Source organism: Methylophaga sp. UBA2012, assembly GCF_002335235.1.
In the GTDB taxonomy this organism is placed as follows: domain Bacteria; phylum Pseudomonadota; class Gammaproteobacteria; order Nitrosococcales; family Methylophagaceae; genus Methylophaga; species Methylophaga thalassica.
The window spans coordinates 40,236-59,939 of record NZ_DDCG01000020.1 but is presented as its reverse complement, the minus strand read 5'-3'; the positions used below and the strand labels follow the sequence as shown (position 1 = coordinate 59,939).

At 44.1% G+C, this 19,704-nt stretch carries 24 protein-coding genes; 13 read left to right on the top strand and 11 right to left on the bottom strand.

Features of this window, described 5'->3' with window-relative positions; all coding sequences use genetic code 11:
- Window positions 1-9: 9 nt before the first annotated feature.
- From ribBA to B2248_RS14615, 11 genes are all read left to right on the top strand, one after another.
- A complete protein-coding gene (gene ribBA / locus B2248_RS14665) occupies window positions 10-1,131 on the top strand; it encodes a bifunctional 3,4-dihydroxy-2-butanone-4-phosphate synthase/GTP cyclohydrolase II (protein ID WP_273179551.1) in 1,122 nt (373 codons plus the stop codon).
- 2 nt (window positions 1,132-1,133) lie between these two features.
- Window positions 1,134-2,276, top strand: a complete 1,143-nt coding sequence (gene lpxB / locus B2248_RS14660) for a lipid-A-disaccharide synthase (protein WP_273179549.1) — start codon at window positions 1,134-1,136, stop codon at window positions 2,274-2,276.
- Window positions 2,273-2,848 (top strand): ribonuclease HII, encoded by a 576-nt coding sequence (rnhB, locus tag B2248_RS14655; protein ID WP_007144715.1) that lies wholly within the window; start codon window positions 2,273-2,275, stop codon window positions 2,846-2,848. The genes lpxB and rnhB overlap by 4 nt, the downstream gene beginning before the upstream one ends.
- A gap of 55 nt (window positions 2,849-2,903) precedes the next feature.
- A complete protein-coding gene (gene pcnB, locus B2248_RS14650) occupies window positions 2,904-4,268 on the top strand; it encodes a polynucleotide adenylyltransferase PcnB (protein WP_273179546.1) in 1,365 nt (454 codons plus the stop codon).
- Window positions 4,268-4,756, top strand: coding sequence for a 2-amino-4-hydroxy-6-hydroxymethyldihydropteridine diphosphokinase (folK, locus tag B2248_RS14645; RefSeq protein ID WP_273179544.1), 489 nt, complete (start codon window positions 4,268-4,270; stop codon window positions 4,754-4,756). The genes pcnB and folK overlap by 1 nt, the downstream gene beginning before the upstream one ends.
- On the top strand, window positions 4,753-5,412 hold the full coding sequence (locus tag B2248_RS14640) for a deoxynucleoside kinase (protein WP_007144718.1): 660 nt from the start codon (window positions 4,753-4,755) through the stop codon (window positions 5,410-5,412). The genes folK and B2248_RS14640 overlap by 4 nt, the downstream gene beginning before the upstream one ends.
- Before the next feature lie 2 nt (window positions 5,413-5,414).
- Window positions 5,415-6,209, top strand: a complete 795-nt coding sequence (gene panB, locus B2248_RS14635; protein ID WP_273179541.1) for a 3-methyl-2-oxobutanoate hydroxymethyltransferase — start codon at window positions 5,415-5,417, stop codon at window positions 6,207-6,209.
- Window positions 6,209-7,063, top strand: a complete 855-nt coding sequence (gene panC / locus B2248_RS14630) for a pantoate--beta-alanine ligase (RefSeq protein ID WP_273179538.1) — start codon at window positions 6,209-6,211, stop codon at window positions 7,061-7,063. The genes panB and panC overlap by 1 nt, the downstream gene beginning before the upstream one ends.
- Before the next feature lie 51 nt (window positions 7,064-7,114).
- Window positions 7,115-7,495, top strand: a complete 381-nt coding sequence (gene panD / locus B2248_RS14625; protein ID WP_273179536.1) for an aspartate 1-decarboxylase — start codon at window positions 7,115-7,117, stop codon at window positions 7,493-7,495.
- A gap of 22 nt (window positions 7,496-7,517) precedes the next feature.
- Window positions 7,518-8,030, top strand: coding sequence for a YqhA family protein (locus tag B2248_RS14620; protein WP_273179534.1), 513 nt, complete (start codon window positions 7,518-7,520; stop codon window positions 8,028-8,030).
- A gap of 87 nt (window positions 8,031-8,117) precedes the next feature.
- Complete coding sequence (locus B2248_RS14615) at window positions 8,118-9,836, top strand: lysophospholipid acyltransferase family protein (RefSeq protein WP_273179531.1); 1,719 nt, start codon at window positions 8,118-8,120, stop codon at window positions 9,834-9,836.
- On the opposite strand, the gene B2248_RS14610 is transcribed toward B2248_RS14615, so the two are convergent.
- Window positions 9,833-10,291, bottom strand: a complete 459-nt coding sequence (locus B2248_RS14610; protein WP_273179529.1) for a YchJ family protein — start codon at window positions 10,289-10,291, stop codon at window positions 9,833-9,835. The genes B2248_RS14615 and B2248_RS14610 overlap by 4 nt on opposite strands.
- The gene (locus tag B2248_RS14605) at window positions 10,284-11,054 is read right to left on the bottom strand and encodes an NAD(P)H-binding protein (RefSeq protein WP_273179580.1); all 771 of its coding nucleotides are present in this window, start codon (window positions 11,052-11,054) and stop codon (window positions 10,284-10,286) included. The genes B2248_RS14610 and B2248_RS14605 overlap by 8 nt, the downstream gene beginning before the upstream one ends.
- A 122-nt stretch (window positions 11,055-11,176) precedes the next feature.
- Here B2248_RS14605 and B2248_RS14600 point away from each other — a divergent pair, with 122 nt between their 5' ends.
- Complete coding sequence (locus B2248_RS14600) at window positions 11,177-11,701, top strand: retropepsin-like aspartic protease family protein (protein ID WP_273179527.1); 525 nt, start codon at window positions 11,177-11,179, stop codon at window positions 11,699-11,701.
- Here B2248_RS14600 and B2248_RS14595 read toward each other — a convergent pair.
- The 7 genes from B2248_RS14595 to B2248_RS14565 all read right to left on the bottom strand — a co-directional run bounded on the left by B2248_RS14595 (window position 11,693) and on the right by B2248_RS14565 (window position 17,243).
- Complete coding sequence (locus B2248_RS14595; protein ID WP_007144727.1) at window positions 11,693-11,971, bottom strand: hypothetical protein; 279 nt, start codon at window positions 11,969-11,971, stop codon at window positions 11,693-11,695. The genes B2248_RS14600 and B2248_RS14595 overlap by 9 nt on opposite strands.
- The gene (locus B2248_RS14590) at window positions 11,961-12,635 is read right to left on the bottom strand and encodes a lytic transglycosylase domain-containing protein (protein WP_273179520.1); all 675 of its coding nucleotides are present in this window, start codon (window positions 12,633-12,635) and stop codon (window positions 11,961-11,963) included. The genes B2248_RS14595 and B2248_RS14590 overlap by 11 nt, the downstream gene beginning before the upstream one ends.
- Window positions 12,636-12,637: 2 nt before the next feature.
- The gene (locus tag B2248_RS14585; RefSeq protein WP_273179518.1) at window positions 12,638-13,105 is read right to left on the bottom strand and encodes a CopD family protein; all 468 of its coding nucleotides are present in this window, start codon (window positions 13,103-13,105) and stop codon (window positions 12,638-12,640) included.
- A gap of 25 nt (window positions 13,106-13,130) precedes the next feature.
- Window positions 13,131-14,657: a fumarate hydratase gene (locus tag B2248_RS14580; RefSeq protein ID WP_273179516.1), complete on the bottom strand. Its 1,527-nt coding sequence runs from the start codon at window positions 14,655-14,657 to the stop codon at window positions 13,131-13,133.
- Window positions 14,658-14,667: 10 nt separating this feature from the next.
- Window positions 14,668-16,377, bottom strand: a complete 1,710-nt coding sequence (locus B2248_RS14575; RefSeq protein WP_273179515.1) for a proline--tRNA ligase — start codon at window positions 16,375-16,377, stop codon at window positions 14,668-14,670.
- Between the two features lie 63 nt (window positions 16,378-16,440).
- A complete protein-coding gene (locus tag B2248_RS14570) occupies window positions 16,441-16,776 on the bottom strand; it encodes a phenylpyruvate tautomerase MIF-related protein (protein ID WP_273179514.1) in 336 nt (111 codons plus the stop codon).
- 11 nt (window positions 16,777-16,787) lie between these two features.
- On the bottom strand, window positions 16,788-17,243 hold the full coding sequence (locus tag B2248_RS14565) for a DUF4124 domain-containing protein (protein ID WP_007144733.1): 456 nt from the start codon (window positions 17,241-17,243) through the stop codon (window positions 16,788-16,790).
- A 57-nt stretch (window positions 17,244-17,300) separates the two neighbouring features.
- On the opposite strand from B2248_RS14565, the gene B2248_RS14560 reads away from it, so the two are divergent.
- Complete coding sequence (locus B2248_RS14560; RefSeq protein WP_007144734.1) at window positions 17,301-18,140, top strand: RluA family pseudouridine synthase; 840 nt, start codon at window positions 17,301-17,303, stop codon at window positions 18,138-18,140.
- Between the two features lies 1 nt (window position 18,141).
- Here B2248_RS14560 and B2248_RS14555 read toward each other — a convergent pair whose 3' ends face one another.
- Together B2248_RS14555 and B2248_RS14550 are read right to left on the bottom strand one after the other, a co-directional pair.
- Window positions 18,142-19,488: an MATE family efflux transporter gene (locus tag B2248_RS14555; RefSeq protein ID WP_273179513.1), complete on the bottom strand. Its 1,347-nt coding sequence runs from the start codon at window positions 19,486-19,488 to the stop codon at window positions 18,142-18,144.
- 36 nt (window positions 19,489-19,524) lie between these two features.
- A partial coding sequence (locus B2248_RS14550; protein ID WP_286723323.1) for a sodium/proton-translocating pyrophosphatase occupies window positions 19,525-19,704 on the bottom strand: 180 nt, incomplete at its 5' end.

Below are 19,704 nucleotides of genomic sequence, written 5' to 3'. Positions count from 1 at the left end.
ACACCTAATATGCAACTTAATAGCACAGAAGAAATTATCGAGGATCTGAGACAAGGAAAAATGGTTATCATCATGGATGATGAAGATCGTGAAAATGAGGGTGACCTCATAATGGCCGCAGAAAAAGTGACGCCAGAAGCGATTAATTTTATGGCACGGTTTGGGCGTGGTCTGATTTGTCTGACACTAACGGAAAATCGTTGTCGTGAATTACGTTTACCACTGATGGTAAGTGATAACCAGACGCCATACTCAACCAATTTTACTGTGTCAATCGAAGCCGCAGCAGGGGTGACCACTGGTATTTCAGCGGCCGATCGAGCGTTGACCGTGCAAGTCGCCGTTGATCCTGATTCACGCCCAGAAGATTTGGTTCAACCAGGCCATATTTTCCCATTAAAAGCACAACCGGGTGGTGTGTTAACACGTGCGGGTCATACGGAAGCTGGGTGCGATTTAGCTCAGCTTGCCGGATTGTCTCCAGCGGCGGTGATTGTCGAAATCTTAAATGATGATGGCAGTATGGCCAGACGTCCAGACTTGGAGACTTTTGCCCAAACACATGATCTGAAAATCGGGACGATTGCTGACCTGATAAGTTATCGACTCGAAAATGAAATGACCGTCGAAAAGTTATCTCAATGTCAGTTTCCTACAGAATACGGCGACTTCCAGCTTTTCAGCTTTCAAGACTCAGTCAACTCACAAGTGCATCTGGCGTTAACGTATGGTGATATTCAACCTGATGAGGAAACTATCGTACGTGTACACATGGCCGATCCACTCAGTGATATTTTAGGTTCAGTCAGAGAACCCACACATTGGCCAGTTCCACAAGTATTGAAAAAAATACAACAAGCTGGAAAAGGCGTTTTGGTTGTGTTGCGCTTGCCAGCACAGAATAAACAATTAGCAGCCAAAATTGCACGTTATGAACGGGAAGACCGTGATGAGAGTCCTTTGCCCGTTAAAAGTGGTTGGGATTTACGTACGTTTGGTGTCGGAGCACAAATTCTGTCTGCATTGGGCGTTAAAAAAATGCGAGTGATGGGCACGCCGACAAAATTAACGGGTGTCTCAGGCTTCGGTCTTGAATTAGCCGGTTATCTGGAAGCTGATGAGACTGAATAAGCATGCCTGAATTATTTGTCGTGGCGGGCGAGGCATCTGGCGATGCTCATGCAGGCCGAATGTTAAAGGCCTTAAAACAACAAAGGCCTGATATTGTTGTTTCTGGCATTGGTGGCGACACCATGCGCGATGCCGGTGTTGAGATTGTTACTGATTTCGCTGAGTTGGCTGTTATGGGGCTTGTGGAAGTCATTAAACGTTATGCGCATATCAAAGCTATTTTTGATAAAACTGTTGAGCATTTAGCCTCAAACAAACCTGATGCACTAATTTTAGTCGATTACCCGGGGTTTAATCTAAAACTGGCTAAAAAGGCTCATGAACTGAGTATCCCGGTTATTTACTACATTAGCCCTAAAATATGGGCATGGCGTGCCGGCCGGATTAAAGCGATAAAACGTTATGTCGATTTGATGTTGGTTTTATTTCCCTTTGAACAGACGCTCTATGAAAAAGCGAGTGTGCCGGTAAAATGCGTTGGTCATCCCTTAGTCGATGCCGTGCACTCAGACTTGACCTCTGCACAAGCAAAGTCTCACTTTTCACTTGATGAAAATGCGCCGGTATTGGGTTTGTTTCCCGGCAGTCGTCGTAGTGAAGTTGAGGCTTTATTACCAGTAATGTTAGCGACAGCTGAACATATTCAACAACGTGACAGTTCTATACAGGTTATTTTACCTTTGGCGCCAGGATTAGACCGGGCATTGATAGAGCCATTTTTGTCACAAACAGCGGTAAAAGTGAAAGTCATTTCCGGTGAGTTTTATGATGTCGTTCGTAGTTGTAATGCGATTGTTGCAGCGTCGGGTACGGTGACGCTGGAAATTGCCTTGTTGGGTATTCCGCATTTAATTACTTATCGAGTTGCACCGTTGACTTATCACATACTTAAACGACTAGTGAAAATTCCCTATGTCGGCTTGTGTAATATTGTGACTGGAGAAAATGTGGTCACCGAATTATTACAAAAGCAGGTTTCCGTTTCAGAACTAGCCCCCCGATTGCTGTATTTCTTAACAGCCGCGGATGCTAAACAAAACGCTGAATCTGTTCAGCAACAAGTGCTTAAGGCGTTAGGGCCTTCCGGTGGCGCTGAGAATGCAGCAAAAGCAGTTATCTCGTTTATTGATGCTAAATCGTCATGATAGAGACCATTTACGTGGCTGGAGTGGATGAGGTTGGGCGTGGTCCTCTGGCGGGTCCGGTGGTGACGGCTGCAGTCATTCTTGACCCACAAAACCCTATAGCAGGCTTGGCAGACTCAAAAAAGCTCACTGAAAAACGAAGAGAATTTTTGGTGCCACTGATTCAAAAGCATGCTCTGGCATGGGCTATGGGCAGAGCTGAACCAGAAGAAATTGATGAGCTAAATATCCTACAGGCGAGTTTGTTGGCGATGAAAAGAGCCGTTGAAGCCTTATCAATTTCACCTGAACATGTGCTTGTTGATGGTATCCATGCACCCAAACTCAATTGTCCGGTAACAACGATTATCAAGGGTGATCAATCTGAGCCTGCCATTGCTGCCGCTTCAATCTTAGCTAAAGTCGCACGGGATCAGGAAATGGTGGCACTGGATAATGTGTATCCTGGTTATGGTTTTGCCAAACATAAAGGTTATCCAACCAAGCAGCATCAACAAGCCCTTCTCAGTTTGGGGGTAACCGATATTCATAGACGTTCTTTTGGTCCTGTCCAGGCTGCCTTATTATCATGATGTTCGATGATATAAATCATAGAAATGCTAATGAGCATGGTATTATTCAAAGCTTATGCTGTCGTTAAATAAAATCTTCAACAAATTGGTGAGAGGCAAAAGCGGTCAAGATCCACAACAAGGGCGCGAACCGTTAATTATCCCTCGTAGCGAACACACAATTTCGCGTAAACAGATTAGCCAACATGCGCTCAAGGTATTGTATACCTTGAAAGAGGCGGGTTATGAGGCTTACCTGGTGGGTGGTTGTGTTCGTGATTTATTACTTGGCTATGAGCCAAAAGACTTTGATGTCGCCACGAATGCTTCTCCTGAGCAAGTACATAAATTGTTTAAACGTAGCCAACTGATTGGCAGACGTTTCAAACTGGTGCATGTCAGGTTTGGACGCGAGGTCATTGAAGTTGCCACATTCAGAGCTCCCCCTGAAGCTAAACAGCATGTTGATACCCAAGGTCGCATCATGCAGGACAATGTTTACGGCACTTTAGAGCAGGATGCCTGGCGTCGCGACTTTACGATTAATGCCCTTTATTACAATATTAAAGACTTCTCTATTATTGATTATACCGGTGGCATGGCTGATCTTAATGCTGGCCTTATCCGTTTAATTGGTGACGTGGAAACACGTTATCGGGAAGATCCTGTACGCATGTTAAGGGCCTGCCGCTTTTTGGCTAAGCTGGGTCTAAAACTGGATAAACAGACGGAACAGGGCATCTTTGACTGGGCACATTTGATTAGAGATATCCCTCCGGCACGATTGTTTGATGAAACACTCAAACTATATCTGAGCGGCCAAGCGGCGATGACACATGATTTACTTTGTCATTACGGCCTGTTTGAACATCTGTACCCTCAAACAGCTGCTTTATTACATGAAGAGCAAGACGGCTATCCAAGAACAATGCTGATGAAAGCATTAGAGAACACAGATATCCGTATTGCTGCTGATAAACCGGTTACACCAGCATTTTTATTCGCAGCGATTTTATGGGAACCGGTGAGACAACGAACCTTATTGCTGATGACAAACGGTATGCCAGAAATTCCAGCGATGCAGCGAGCGTCGTCAGAAATTATTGGTGAGCAGATCCAACGTGTTGCTATTCCAAAGCGTTATAGTCTGGTAACGCGTGATATATGGACTTTACAGCCCCGATTATTGAAGCGTCAGGGGAAAAGAGCATACAGAACCTTATTACATCCAAAGTTTCGCGCTGGATATGACTTTTTAGCATTACGTGCAGAGTCTGGTGAACCGTTGAACGAACCTGTCGATTGGTGGACAAAATTTCAGGCTGAAACAGCCACTCAGCAGCAGGCAATGATTGATTCGCTGGGTAAAGAGAGCAGTGTAAAAAAGCCCCGCCGTCGACGTCGAAGACGACCAGCAGCAAAAAAAACGGAACAGAATTAATGCAGGTGTTTATCGGATTGGGAAGTAATTTAGACAACCCGCAAACGCAAATTTTGACAGCGATTGATGATATAAAAAAAATCGACAACACGCGTCTAATCAAACAATCATCGCTTTATCATAGCCCGCCAATGGGACCCCAGGATCAGCCTGATTATGTGAATGCTGTTGTCGAGGTGGAAACAGGATTGCCGCCGCATGTATTGCTTGATAACCTGCAAAAACTTGAACAAAAGCACGGAAGAATAAAAAAGCGACATTGGGGTGAACGTACGCTGGATCTGGATATTTTGCTTTATTCTAATCTGATGATCGATGATGAACGATTAAAAGTCCCGCATCCTGGCTTAACAGAACGTGCTTTTGTGGTGTACCCATTAGCTGAAATTGCTGCTGATATCACTATCCCTGGTAAAGGTGATTTAGCAACGATAAAGCAAGATTGTCCTTTGGATGGATTGAGAAAAGTGGAAATGCATAAACAATGAATCACTCGCTAACACATCGTTATATTGTGGTTGAAGGCCCCATCGGCGTGGGTAAAACCCATTTAGTGAAACGTTTGGCCGAGAGTTTTTCTGGTTCGGTTTTACTTGAGCAGCCTGAACAAAATCCGTTTTTGGAAAAGTTTTATCTTTATCCAAAACAGTCTGCATTACCCACACAGTTGAGTTTTTTAATGCAGCGGGTCAAGCTAGGTAAATCGTTAAATCAGGATGATTTATTCAATGATTTGCATATCGCTGATTTTATGGTGGAAAAGGACAAATTATTTGCTCAAATTTCCCTGGATGACGATGAGTTAGCTTTATACAATATGGTATATGATAATTTGACTTTGCATCATAGAACGCCTGATTTAGTCATCTATCTACAAGCCTCTTTACCCGTACTAAAATCGCGTATTGCTCAGCGTGGCATTAGTTATGAACAACATGTAGAAGAAGGTTATCTAAAACGTTTAGCCGATACTTATGCCGATTTTTTCCATTATTACGATGCGTCACCCCTTTTAATTGTCAACGCGGAGCAGATCGATTTGGTGAACGGTGATCAGGACTACCTGCAGTTACTCGAACAGATTTGTAGCATTCAGAGTGGTCGTCATTATTACAATCCTTTGCCCGTCTCAGAGAAGAAATAATCATGAGCCGTATTAGCCTTAAACATCTGCGTCAAATGAAAGTGGCGCAGGAAAAAATCGCTGTTCTGACTGCATATGATGCCAGTTTCAGTTATGCGCTTGAGCAAGCCGGTGTAGATGTTTTGCTGGTAGGTGATTCGCTGGGCATGGTGATCCAGGGCCAGGAAAGTACTGTTCCTGTGAGTGTTGACGATATTATTTATCACACAGCCAATGTAATCCGTGGCAGCGATAAATTATTTGTTATTGCTGATATGCCATTTATGAGTTATGCCAATCCAGACCAAGCTATCAAAAACGCCGCCCGACTGATGGCTGAAGGTGGCGCGCAGATGGTCAAACTTGAAGGTGGGGCGGTCATCATTGATACAGTGAAACAACTCACTGCGCGGGGCATCCCTGTTTGTGGACACCTGGGCTTATTACCTCAATCAGTTCACCGCTTAGGTGGGTATATTGTGCAGGGGCGTGAGACAGCGGCGGCTGAAGAATTGATTGCCGATGCTATCAGTCTGCAAGAAGCTGGAGCGGATATGTTGGTCTTAGAATGTGTACCGGCGACATTAGGTGCGGTAGTCAGTAAACAATTGGATATTCCTGTTATCGGTATTGGTGCAGGCAGTGACTGTGATGGTCAAGTGCTGGTGGTATATGACATGCTGGGATTAACGCCTGGAAAACGTCCCCGCTTCAGTCATGACTTTTTAGCTGATACAGGCTCAATACAATCGGCCATTGCCACTTATGTGAAATCAGTGAAATCTGGTGAGTTTCCAAATGCGGAGCAGCAATTCTAATGGCGATTGCAGAAAACCTAAGTGCATTAAAAACACGTATTAAAAGCTGGCGACAGCAAAATGAAGTGATTGCTTTTGTTCCGACGATGGGAAATCTGCATGAGGGACATCTGTCGCTGGTACAAAAAGCACGTGAACTGGCCGACCGGGTTGTGGTGAGTATTTTTGTTAACCCGTTGCAGTTCAATGATAAAGAGGATTTGACGAATTACCCGCGCACATTGAATGACGATGTTCAATTGCTGAGCGAGCTGGATTGTGAGCTTATTTTTACGCCGACAGAAGAGATGATCTATCCGAATGGTATGGCGTCACTGACAAAAGTCATTGTGCCTGGGTTTGATGATAAATTATGCGGTAAAGGTCGCCCTGGACATTTTGATGGTGTGGCAACCGTTGTGACAAAACTTTTCAATATGGTTCAGCCGGATATTGCGATTTTTGGCGAGAAAGATTATCAGCAATTGATGTTAATCAAAAAGCTGGTCGCAGATTTGAACTTAACGGTAGATGTGATTGGCGTACCCACAAAACGGCAGGATAGTGGACTGGCCATGAGTTCCAGAAACACCTTATTAACTCAGAAACAGTTAGTGCAGGCGCCATCTTTATATAAAACACTGCTCGCCACTAAACACGCGATTGAAGAGCAGGGCGAGACCGATTTTTCTCTGCTGTGCAAACAAGCAAAACAGCAATTACAAGAAGCAGGTTTAGAACCTGAGTACGTCGATATTCGCCGCGCAGAAGATTTAGAATCGGCCAATGCTGACGACAAACAGCTTCGCATTCTTGCTGCTGCACGGCTTGGCAGTGTCAGGCTAATAGATAATATTGCTTGTGACCTTGCCTGATTTTTCTTAAAAAGCGATAATATTGAGCTATTTCATAAGAACATTCTGGCTATGCAACTGACCTTTTTAAAAGCAAAATTACATCGTGCTTGCGTGACTCATTCCGAACTGGAATACGAGGGCTCGTGTGCAATTGATGGAAAGTTACTGGAAGCGGCCGGTATTCACGAATATGAGCAAATCCAGATTTATAACGTCGCTAATGGCGAACGCTTTACCACTTATGCGATCCGCGCTGAGGATGGCTCAAATATTATTTCTGTCAATGGTGCCGCTGCGCACAAAGCTTCTCCGGGTGATCGTTTAATCATTTGTGCATTTGCCACACTGGATGCCAAAGAAGTCGAGAACTTCAAACCTACTTTGGTTTATCTTGATGAAAACAACGATATTACGCATATGCGTCACGCCATTCCTGTTCAGGCTGCATAGAAACACACGAGTTTAAATTCCCATGGAAAGATTGTTTGAGAAAGCGCTCTGGAACAGCCGCTTTGTTGTTCTGACGGCGGTTATCGCCAGCCTGATAACTGCATTAGCAATGTTCTATATGGCAACCGTTGATGTGTATTATTTAGTCACCCATCTGGGGCTTTATATGTCGCCTGATCTCATTGGTGAAGCACGGCAAGACTTTCGTGCTGAAACCGTGACACATGTGGTTGAAGTGATTGATGGTTATCTATTAGCCACGGTTTTATTTATCTTCTCCCTTGGTTTGTATGAGCTGTTTATCAGCAAAATTGAAGAAGCAGAACAGAGTGAGAACTCAAAAGTATTAGCTATCCATAGTTTAGATGATTTAAAAGCGCGGTTAGGTCGTGTTGTTCTGATGATTCTGATCGTTAACTTTTTCGAACATGCTATCAGTATGGACTTCCATGGACCTCTTGATTTGCTGGCTCTGGCTGCCGGTATTGGTCTCATCTCCTTAGCCTTATACTTCTCCCACGCTGACGATCATTAATCGTCACAAAAACGTCATTAAAACGTTATAACACTGTCACATCTTCTCTCTATGCTTGCATGCTATCTGCAAGCATAGAGAGAAAACATGCTCAATATCGAACAAGCTGTTCAACAAAAATTTCCTAAATTCGAACATTCTCGTCCATGGATAAAAAAATCGACGATTAGTTTTTTGCGTAAGATTACCCATGAGCAAGAAGTAAATCGTTTCCTGGACTTGCATCAGGATTTAAAAGGCTTCGATTTTATCGAACAGGTGCTGGATTATTTCAACTTCAGTTACAGCATCAGTCACCGTGATCGCAATAATATTCCCGCAACGGGACGCGTAGTGATTGTCGCAAATCATCCCCTTGGTGCTCTGGACGGCTTGTCACTATTAAAATTAGTGGGTGAAGTCCGCCGTGATGTAAAAATCGTTGCTAACGATATGCTGATGAATTTTAATGCGGTCGATTCTTTATTTTTGCCCGTAGATAATCTATCTAAATCGACTCGAAAAAGCAGTATTTCCCGCATTATTGATTGCCTGAATAATGAAGAAGCGGTGATTGTTTTTCCTGCCGGAGAAGTGTCTCGTATTCGTCCGAGCGGTGTGCGTGATGGTAAATGGAATACGGGGTTCTTGAATTTTGCCAAGAAAACCAATTCCCCTATCTTGCCCATTTATGTCGGTGCCAGAAATTCTTCGTTGTTTTACAGTGCATCGATGGTCTATAAGCCGCTTTCTGGCATGATGCTGGCGCATGAGATGTTTAATAAAAACTCAAAGAACATCACCATGCGTGTTGGCGAGCCTATTCCTTATAAACAAGTTGACCAACTGCCATTGGTGAAAGCAGAAAAGGCTAAACTATTACGTCGCCATCTTTATCGTATGGCAAAAGGCAAAAAACCGTTATTTGTCACAGAACAAACCATCGCTCACCCCCAGGACAGGCGCAATATCAAACGTGAGTTACACACGGCCGAATTATTAGGTCAGACAGCCGATAATAAAAAAATTTATTTGTTTGACTATCAACCTGACTCAGCTGTGATGCATGAGGTTGGTCGCTTACGCGAGTTTACGTTTAGACAGGTAGGTGAGGGCACAGGTAAAAGACGCGATATCGACCGTTATGATCGCGATTACCGGCATCTGATTCTTTGGGATGAAAACGAATTAGAAATTGCTGGCGCATACCGAATTGGTGAAGTTAACAACATTCTTTCACAAGCCGGCAGCCGGGGAATTTATAGTCAGGAGCTATTTACCTACGATCACGATGCGATGCAGCCTTTTTTTGAAAAGGGCATTGAGCTGGGCAGAAGTTTTGTCAGCCCGAAATATTGGGGGCGACGTAGCCTGGATTACTTATGGTATGGCATTGGTGCTTATCTGAAACGATACCCTGATATTCGCTACCTGTTTGGGCCTGTGAGTTTGTCAAACAGCTATCCTGATTTCGCTAAGGCATTAATCGTTTCTTATTATCAGCACTATTTCCCTGATGACCAACATTTAGCAATAGCGAAAAATCCCTACATCACTGATCGGAGTTTGCAACAACAAGTACTGCAAACCTATTGCGGTACCGATGCCGAGGCTGATTTTACTGCGATGCGTGAGCAGCTTACCCATATGAATGTGACGGTCCCCACCCTATATAAACAGTATGCGGATGTCTGTGAAGAGGGGGGCGTACGCTTCATCGATTTTAATATCGACGCTGATTTTGGCCATTGTATTGATGGTCTGGTGATGGTGGATTTAGATAAATTAACACCCGCTAAAAGAAAACGTTATCTGGGTGATAATTAACCGTGACAACGTTTTAGTTTTTTTCCACTGCCGCAGAAACAGGGATCGTTTCTGCCCAGTTTGATGGCGGGCAGAAGAATCCCATCATGGTAGAACCATTCACCACTTTCACAGGTAAACCGTGAGCGTTCGTGTAACTGACCCACGGGATTATCCTGATAAAACGCCACGAACTCCACTTCGGCCAATTCATTTTTTTGTTGATGATCCAGTACGTTCAGCCCTAACCACTGCGTGTTATTGATCGTGCTCTGCAGAAGTTCTCGCTCATCTGAACGTCGTTTTGATGGATGCAGGGTGGCGATTAAATAGTCCACCTCAGCTAAATAAAAAGCACTATATCGCGAGCGCATCAATTGCTCAGCATTTTCCGCGCCTTGTTGTTTTTTATGGAGAGGTTCACAGCACTCACTATAAGAAAGCTGGCTGAGACAGGGGCATAAATCATTATTCATAAGCGTTAGCGGGAATGGCCATTAAATCTGGATACTGAAATTGATAGGACAGTAATGATTTGGCTTTATCGTTACTAACGATTTTGTAGGATAGGGAGTCATCCTGATTAAAGCCTGGTAGCGGCTGCTTTAATAATGCAGCAGCATGTGCATAAAAGACTTTTTTGCTTGGATGCGTGTCTGCACAACCATTAAGAACTTCTCCCCAGACACGTTGTTTCAATACTTGCTCAATAATGCCTATGCAGTCATCAAGGTGAATTAAGTTAACGGGAGCATCCGCCTGCTGAACCTGTTTCCCATGTCTGAAAAAACGGCCTGGATGGCGTTCTGGTCCGATTAATCCACTGAAACGAATAATGCTGGTGACAAAGGACGAAGATTGTTTAAACAGCGATTCTATTTGCCACAGAATGCTATCCTCATTTTCAAACTGATGCTCTTCTTTGACCCAGTCATTGGTGTTCTGGTAAACCGAACTGGAGCTGATAAATAACACCTGTTTGATGGGATTGTTTTCAATCTGATTGATGAACTGCTCAAATGCGGCTTTATTTTTATTAGTGATATTAATAATTAACGTGTCAGCGTCCAGAAACTGACTAAAATCGGCAGGTGCTTCAATGTCAATCTGGTAGGCGTCAAACCCTTCATCTCTCAATATTGATTGTTTTGCTGCTTGGCGCGTTGAGAGTTTGATATGGGTATTAGCTGAGCGCAAATGTCTTGCTAATCTCAAACCTAACCAACCACTGCCGAGGATACTGATCGTATTAATGACACACCTCTAATTGAATTATTAAGATGGCGCCACCATATCAAGCATTAGCCAGATTGTCATGGTTGTTTATACTATGGTGATAAACATAGGGGGAAAAGCAGGGTATGAGTGCACCTGATATATCAAAATTGTTTTCTGGAAATATCGTAACGATATTATTCTGGTTGTTTTTAATGGGATCACTCACCTTATTCTTTAATGGCTATATTCAGCAGCGCGATAACCCCAATCAAGCATTAATGACAGCAAATTCTGGCACGGGTGAGGTGACCTTAAAACGTAATCGTGACGGTCATTATCTGGCACCAGGTTATATTAACGGCCATCCGGTGAATTTCCTGCTGGATACTGGTGCCACCAATGTCAGTATTCCTGCTGCCATTGCTGAGGCGGCTGGATTGAAAAAAGGGCCCACCTCCATGGTGTCAACTGCTAATGGTGTTGTGCCGGTATTTCAGACTGATGTCGATGCGGTGCGTCTTGGTGGTATTACCTTGAATCATGTCGATGCCAGTATCAATCCACATATGGCGGATGGAGTGGTTTTATTGGGGATGAGTTTTATGAAACATCTGGATATCACCCAGCGTAACGGGGTGATGACGCTGCGTGTTCCGGTGTCAGGATAGAGAAATCTTGACGACTTTCATATACTCGAAAGTCATACGGGCAATGACTTCTTTATCCGGGTAATAAACGATATCTACCCGCGCGCCTTTTAGTGATTTATAACGGCGTTGGCGCTTGTATTTATAGGGAACGTCCTGGCCTTCTATCGTCACCGTATTCAACACCCATTCACCTTCTTCACGCTGAACATGAGAAGACACTTTCTGCATAGTGGCGTGGATTAAATGGTCGTTTTCAGCCAACCATTTTTTGGTTTTTCTAACTTTCATGTTGATAACGTTGATGCAAAATGCTCACACGTTCTACATAAACTTTTGTCTCTGAGTAAGGGGGAACATCGTTATATTTTTTCACGGCATTGGGTCCTGCATTATAAGCAGCTGTGGCAAGGCGAGTATTGCCCTTGAACAAAGATAGCAGCTCAGCCAGATATTTAACACCGCCTTCTATGTTTTGTTCGACATTAAAAGGCTTATCCACACCTAACTCTTTGGCTGTACCTGGCATTAATTGCATCAAGCCCTGAGCGCCAGTTCTGGAAATAGCTTTTTGATTGAACGCTGATTCCGCATGAATAACGGCTCTTACCAAAGCGGCATCCACGTTATATTTCTTGGCATAACGTTTTACTTCGTCAGCATAGGATGAAAAATCCAGTTTAATGGTATGCCAGTTGATTTTTGATGAGGGATTACAGGCATAACAGCTGTATTTTAAAATTTCGAAATGACCATGGGCAGGTTTTTGATCTGAAAAAACAAATCCTTCACCTGTTTGTGATTTGTATATGACAGTTTGCGATGTGGCTTGCCTGACATTACTGAACTCAACGGAACCATCCGGGTTTTGAATACGCTGAATGGTATCTGCCGGAGCCAGCTGACTATGCACCACTGTCAGACTGAGCAAACACCATTTCATCAGCGTATTCATGATTAACTTAACCAGTAACGTCCAGAGCTGGCTATCAGAATAGTAATAATGCCTAAGATCAGATTAAGCAGAACCAGTTTGCGTATTTGAGTTAATGCCGTGCCTGCGGCAATCCAGTCATGTTCGGCTACAGCCCATTTAAGCTTTTTGAAAGGGTTAAAAAACACATGCATAAAAATGAGCATCATAAAAATGCCGATAAGTAACATAATATGTACATGAATACCGACACCATCAACGCCGCCCATACCGCCTAATAAAGGAATCATCCAACCGCCAGTGACAAGCAAGGTGATGATAGAAAGCCATACCCAGTTGAAAAAGGTTTTTAATACACCAGCCCATAAAGGCAGACGTTGTTCTTGCGTCAGTAATTCAACTGCTGCAGGCCGAAGAGCGGTATAAGCGAAAAACATACCTCCCACCCAAATAACGGCGGCTAACAGGTGTAAAGGTAATGCAATCATCATAACTAGGCTCTCTTTGAATGTAATATCAATTCTTGTTTATCGGTATATCGGCAATTTTAATTTTCCATTCACTCGGACCTGTTTTGTGTACCGAATGACCTTCACTATCTACTGCCACAGTAACCGGCATATTTTCTACGTAAAACTCACGAATGGCTTCCATTCCCAGTTCTTCAAATGCCACCATCCGTGATGACTTAATCGCTTTTGAAACTAAATACGCTGCACCACCGATGGCAATCAGATAGACCGAGTGATGTTTTTTGATGGAGGCAATAGTTTCATCTCCACGCTCAGCTTTACCAATCATGCCTAATAAACCTGTCTTTTCAAGCATCATATCGGTAAATTTATCCATTCGGGTCGCGGTTGTCGGACCTGCAGGGCCAACAACTTCACCTTGAACCGGATCAACTGGACCGACGTAGTAGATAAAGCGGTTATTAAAATCGAGTCCTTCTGGCAGAGATTCACCATTATTCAGTAAATCAGCGATTTTTTTGTGCGCAGCATCACGTCCTGTTAATAAATGCCCTGACAATAACAGCGTTTCTCCGGGTTGCCATTCCGCTATGTCTTTAGCGGTTATATCATCCAAATTAACATGGCGGGTATTCTCTGCGGCTTCCCAGGTAATATCTGGCCAGTCATCCATGGAGGGGGGCTCAAATTCTGCCGGCCCTGTTCCGTCTAAACTAAAATGAATATGACGGCTGGCGGCACAATTTGGAATCATGGCGACAGGTAATGAAGCAGCATGTGTTGGGTAATCACTGATTTTGACATCCAGAACAGTGGTTAAACCACCCAAGCCTTGGGCACCAATACCCAGCTGATTGACTTTTTCATAGAGTTCAACACGAAGTTTCTCTGTGGCCGTTTCGGCACCGCGATCGATTAATTCTTGTATATCGATAGGATGCATTAATGACTCTTTGGCCATCAGCATCGCTTTTTCTGCTGTACCACCAATACCAATACCTAACATGCCCGGCGGGCACCAGCCAGCCCCCATGGTCGGCACCGTTTTTAATACCCAATCAACCAGATTGTCACTTGGATTCAGAATGGTGAATTTGGCTTTGTTTTCTGAGCCACCACCTTTGGCTGCAATTAAGACTTCAACGGTATCACCCATGACTATTTCGGTATGAATAACCGCTGGGGTGTTATCTCCAGTATTTTTGCGTAGACCAATAGGGTCAGACACAATGGAGGCTCGTAAAACGTTGTCAGGGTGAAGATAAGCACGACGGACGCCTTCATTGACCATGTCATTCAGACTTTTTGTGGTCTGCCACTGCACATCCATACCCACTTTGACAAAGACATTAACAATGCCGGTGTCCTGACAGATAGGACGGTTATTTTCTGCACACATTCTGGAGTTCACCAGAATTTGTGCAATAGCATCTTTTGCAGCGACGGATTGCTCACGCTCATAAGCCGCGCTCATTGCCTGAATAAAATCCTTTGGATGATAACAGGCAATGAATTGCAGGGCATCTGCAATACTATCGATAAAGTCAGTCTCTTTAATGACTGTCGTCATGCATTAAACCTCAGCTCAATTTTTGTTTGATGATATTGACCACATCATCAATCGCAAACTCTTCGCCATCACCGCTACGACGGTTTTTGTATTCAATCATGCCATTATCCAGACCGCGTTCACCCAGGATTAAGCGGTGTGGAATACCAATCAGTTCCATATCAGCAAAGGCAACACCAGGACGTAAACCTCGGTCATCAAGTAACACATCCACACCTGCTGCAAGCAGTTGTTGGTAGACCTCTTCAGCTTTTTCTTTAACTCTTACTGATTTGTGAGCGTTAACAGGCACTAACACGACTTGATAAGGTGCAATCGACTCCGGCCATATAATGCCGCGATCATCATGATTTTGCTCAATGGCTGCGGCAACAACACGGGATACACCAATACCATAACAACCCATAGTCACGATTTGTGATTTGCCGGATTCTGTCAACACAACCGCATTTAATTTGCTGCTGTAATTTTCGCCAAGCTGGAAGATATGCCCGACTTCAATACCCCGGGCGATTTCTAAATGGCCTTGACCATCTGGACTAGGATCGCCTGCCATAACTTTACGCAAATCTGCGGTTTCTGGTTCAGGTAAATCACGGCCCCAGTTTACGCCGGTTAAATGTTTGTCATCCTGATTAGCGCCGCAAACAAAGTCGCTGACAAAAGCGGCAGCATGATCAACGATGACAGGAATAGTTAAACCAACAGGGCCTACCGAACCGATATTAGCATGGCTGATTTCAAGTACTTTTTCTGCTGTAACAAAGGTGAGTGGCGCGGCTACCAGAGGGTGTTTTTCAGCTTTAATCTCATTAAGCTCGTGATCACCGCGAACAACCAATGCAACCACAGAACCTTCTTCGACACCTTCTACCAATAAGGTTTTCAGACATTGTGAAGCTGGTTTGTTGAGATACTGACTGACATCGTCAATAGTGTGTTTTGCGGGTGTTTCAACCACGGTCATAGTTTCACTGGCTGCTGCACGTTCACCTTGTGGTGCTAAGGCTTCTGCTAACTCAACATTGGCAGCGTAATCACTTTTATCACTAAAGGCGATAGCATCTTCACCTGAACTGGCTAACACATGAAACTCATGTGAGGCATTACCACCAATACTACCGGTGTCTGCCTGAACAGCGCGGAACTCCAAACCGATACGACTGAAAATCCGAGAATATGTCGCATACATATTGTCATAGGTTTCTTGTAAAGAAGCTTGATCCAGATGGAATGAATAAGCATCTTTCATCAGGAATTCACGAGCACGCATTAAACCAAAGCGTGGGCGAATTTCATCACGAAATTTGGTCTGAATTTGGTAAAAATTCACTGGTAACTGTTTGTAACTACGAATTTCCTGACGTACCAGATCGGTGATCACTTCTTCATGGGTCGGTCCATAGCAAAACTCACGCTGGTGGCGATCAGTGATGCGCAATAATTCAGGGCCATATTTCTCCCAACGTTGACTTTCTTGCCACAGTTCAGCCGGTTGTACCGAGGGCATTAATACTTCCTGCGCGCCAGCTCTATCCATTTCTTCGCGGACGATCGCTTCTGTTTTTCTGAGTACTTTGAGTCCCATTGGCAGCCATGTATACAAGCCCGATGCCAGACGACGGATAAGGCCGGCACGGAGCATTAATTGATGGCTGACAATTTCTGCGTCTGCTGGTGTCTCTTTTAAAGTGGAAATAAGCAGGTTAGAGGCGCGCATGTGTTTTTATTTTTCCTGTAATGATAATTGGTTAGCCCTGAGGCTATGAGTTAAGGATAAAACTTAAAATGTACTGTGATTCCAACCCCAGTTTTGTCGCTCTGAGTCAGTCATGCTGATATAGATACGACCACCTTCAACTTTTAGGTTGTCACTGATGAGTGTACATAAGGTATCCGAGAAGGCCTGACGATCACCGGGTAAGCCGAGAGCTCGATAATCAAGCATCGCCGTAGGCGCATCACTGCCACCAAATGACATATTGGCGTTGTCATTCAGCACAATCATGACATAGCTTTCAGGTTTACCTGACGCTTTAGCAACGGTTTCACTGGTCTTTTTAATAAACTGCGTTTTATCTTTAACTTCTTGATTAGTCGTAATATTAAGGTATGGCATTTTGCTTCTCCTTATTGACAGTGTTGTTTAATATTGTTGCTCAATTCTTGTATTTTCTGTTGACGATCTTCTTCTTTGATGCGTTGTAAGTTGCCATTTTCATCATAAAATCGTCCGCCCGGATGGTTTTGATAGGCGGTAAGTGCGTCTTTGGCATCCTGACATTGTTTTTCAAGTGCTGCTTCTTGTTCTGCTTTTTGCTCTGCCTGTTGTTGTGCTTGTTGCTTTTCCTGTTCAGCCGCTTTTTGCTGAGCAATCAAGGCATCGACTTCTCTCTGGGCTTGAGCTGGATCGACAGAGGGTGGCGGTGGTGTTTTGATCAATTCTGCGGGAGCAGATTCGGGAGCTTGCTGACTGTAGTGAACCTGTCCCTGTTCATCGACCCACTTATACACATCAGCGCTGGCGGTGCCAGTAACGGTCGCAGACAGTATAATCAGACTGAATTTGAGATTATCTCTTAACATTACATACACCAAGGCTCTAAACTACGTTAATTCTACGCCAAAGCCAGCCATCATAAAATGTCTTATCACACTGATCGTTTTGAAATTCATTTACCTGTTGAAAAATCAGGGGCTAATGCCGTTGATCTATTAGCTGATGCCTGTGCGCTTTCTAAGCAACATTTAAAACGTATTATGCTTAAGGGAGCAGTGTGGGTCAGTGTCGGTAAAAGAACACAACGCTTGCGCCGAGCCAAGCGTTTATTAAAAGCGGGTGAAACCTTGCATCTCTACTACGACAAAGCCGTGTTAGAACGTGAAATGACACCTCCTGAGCTGATGGCCGACTTTGGCCATTACAGTGTCTGGAATAAACCCTACGGTGTATTATCCCAAGGATCGAAATGGGGCGATCACTGCACCGTCACTCGCTGGGCCGAGCAAGAACTCAAACCTCAACGTAATGCTTTCGTCGTGCATCGCCTGGATCGGGCCGCTAATGGTTTAATTGTGATTGCTCATGAAAAACAGGCAGCAGCAAAATTATCGGCTTTATTTCAACAACGAGATATTGATAAGCGCTATCGAATCTGGGTGGAAGGCGAGTTTTCAGCAGCGGCAACAAGCGACAAGCCTATTACTGTTGATCTGCCGATTGACGGCAGACACGCTCGTAGCCATTTCGTTTTTATGCAGTACGATCCAGTCAAACAACAGAGTTTGTTAGATGTGTCGATTGAAACAGGCCGTAAACATCAGATCCGTCGGCATGCAGCAAGCCTAGGGTTTCCAGTGATTGGTGACCGACTTTATGGTCAGCGTAAAACCACAGAAAATCTGCAACTCAGTGCTTATTATCTGGCGTTTATTTGCCCATTTACCGGGCAACCGCGAAAGTTTGATTTGCTAGCCGGATAGATCATTTTTTAAGGGCTATGCGCTGGAATATACTGGGCAGATAGGCAGCTTGAGAGATGGCTCTGGCAATAAAAAGTACCATCAAGGCTGCCCATAAGCCATGATTTCCATAGTCTTGAAAGAAATACCAACTGGGTAAATAACAGACAAAGACCGAAAACAGCATGGCATTTCTCATTTCTCTGCCAAGTGTCGCGCCGACAAATAAACCATCAAATAAATAGGACCAAACAGCAAGCAACGGCGCAATAATGACCCAGACACTATACTGCTCAGCTAATGTTGCAACAGCCGGTATATTGGTAAGCATACTGACAATCTGTTGGTGAAATAAGCCATACACAAGACTAAATAAAGCGGCGACCGCTAGCGCCCATTGTCCATTCATAAGAAGACTGGCTTTCAACATATCTTTGTCTTTACGGCCAACAGCCTTACCTGTCATCACTTCGGTGGCATTGGCAAAACCATCCAGGACATAGGCCATAAAGGTAATAAAATTGAGCAAAACCATATTCGCGGCCAGAACGACATCACCATGTTGAGCACCCTGATTGGTGAAAAAGGCAAAACTGAAAATTAAACATAAGGTTCTCAGCATAAAATTGCCGTGTAAGGCTAGCTGGTGTCGCTCTTTTATAAATCGCTTTATTGCCTGTCGAATATCAATGCTTTGCCACTGAAATCCTCTTCGGGTTAATAGAAATAGGGCAAATATTAAGCCGCTTAATTCTGCAATAACTGAGGCTAAAGCCACACCATCTGCTTTCATTTCCAGCACATTCACAAACAACAGATCCAACACAATATTGGTGATATTAATCACAACTGCCATCGCTAAGGCTGATCGTGAAGCGCTTATGCCAATCAGCCAACCCATAATGGCGTAATTAAGTAAGGTGGCTGGTGCGCTCCAGATACGAACAAAAAAATACTGCTGGGCCTGTAATAAGACTTCGGCACTGCCATCAATTAAGCTGAAAGCAATCTTGGCAATCGGCCATTGCAATAAAAGTAACAACAACGCGATACCCGAAGCTAACAGTGCCGACTGGATTAACACGGACTCCGTTTCCTGCTGACTGCCATGGCCATTGACCTGTGACGTCAGGCCGGTTGTGACCATACGCAGGAAACCAAATCCCCAGAACAGAAAGGTAAACACCATACTGCCGAGTGCGACAGCACCAAGATAGATGGGGGAGCTGAGGTGGCCCATTACAGCGGTATCAACTAAGCCAAGTATGGGTGTGGACAAATTTGCCAGAATCATCGGTCCGGCTATGGCCCAAATTTGTTGATGTGAAAGTGCTTTTTTCAATACTGTACCCGAAAATAAAAAGGCCACATCATGTGGCCTCTGTGAAGTTTATTAAATGTAAGTTCAGAGAAGCGGGGCGATAACCAGGCTAACGATGGCCATCACATTAATCAGAATGTTCATGGCTGGGCCGGATGTATCTTTTAATGGGTCTCCCACTGTATCACCAACCACAGCGGCTTTATGTATTTCAGAGCCTTTACCGCCATGATTTCCTTTCTCGATATATTTTTTTGCATTATC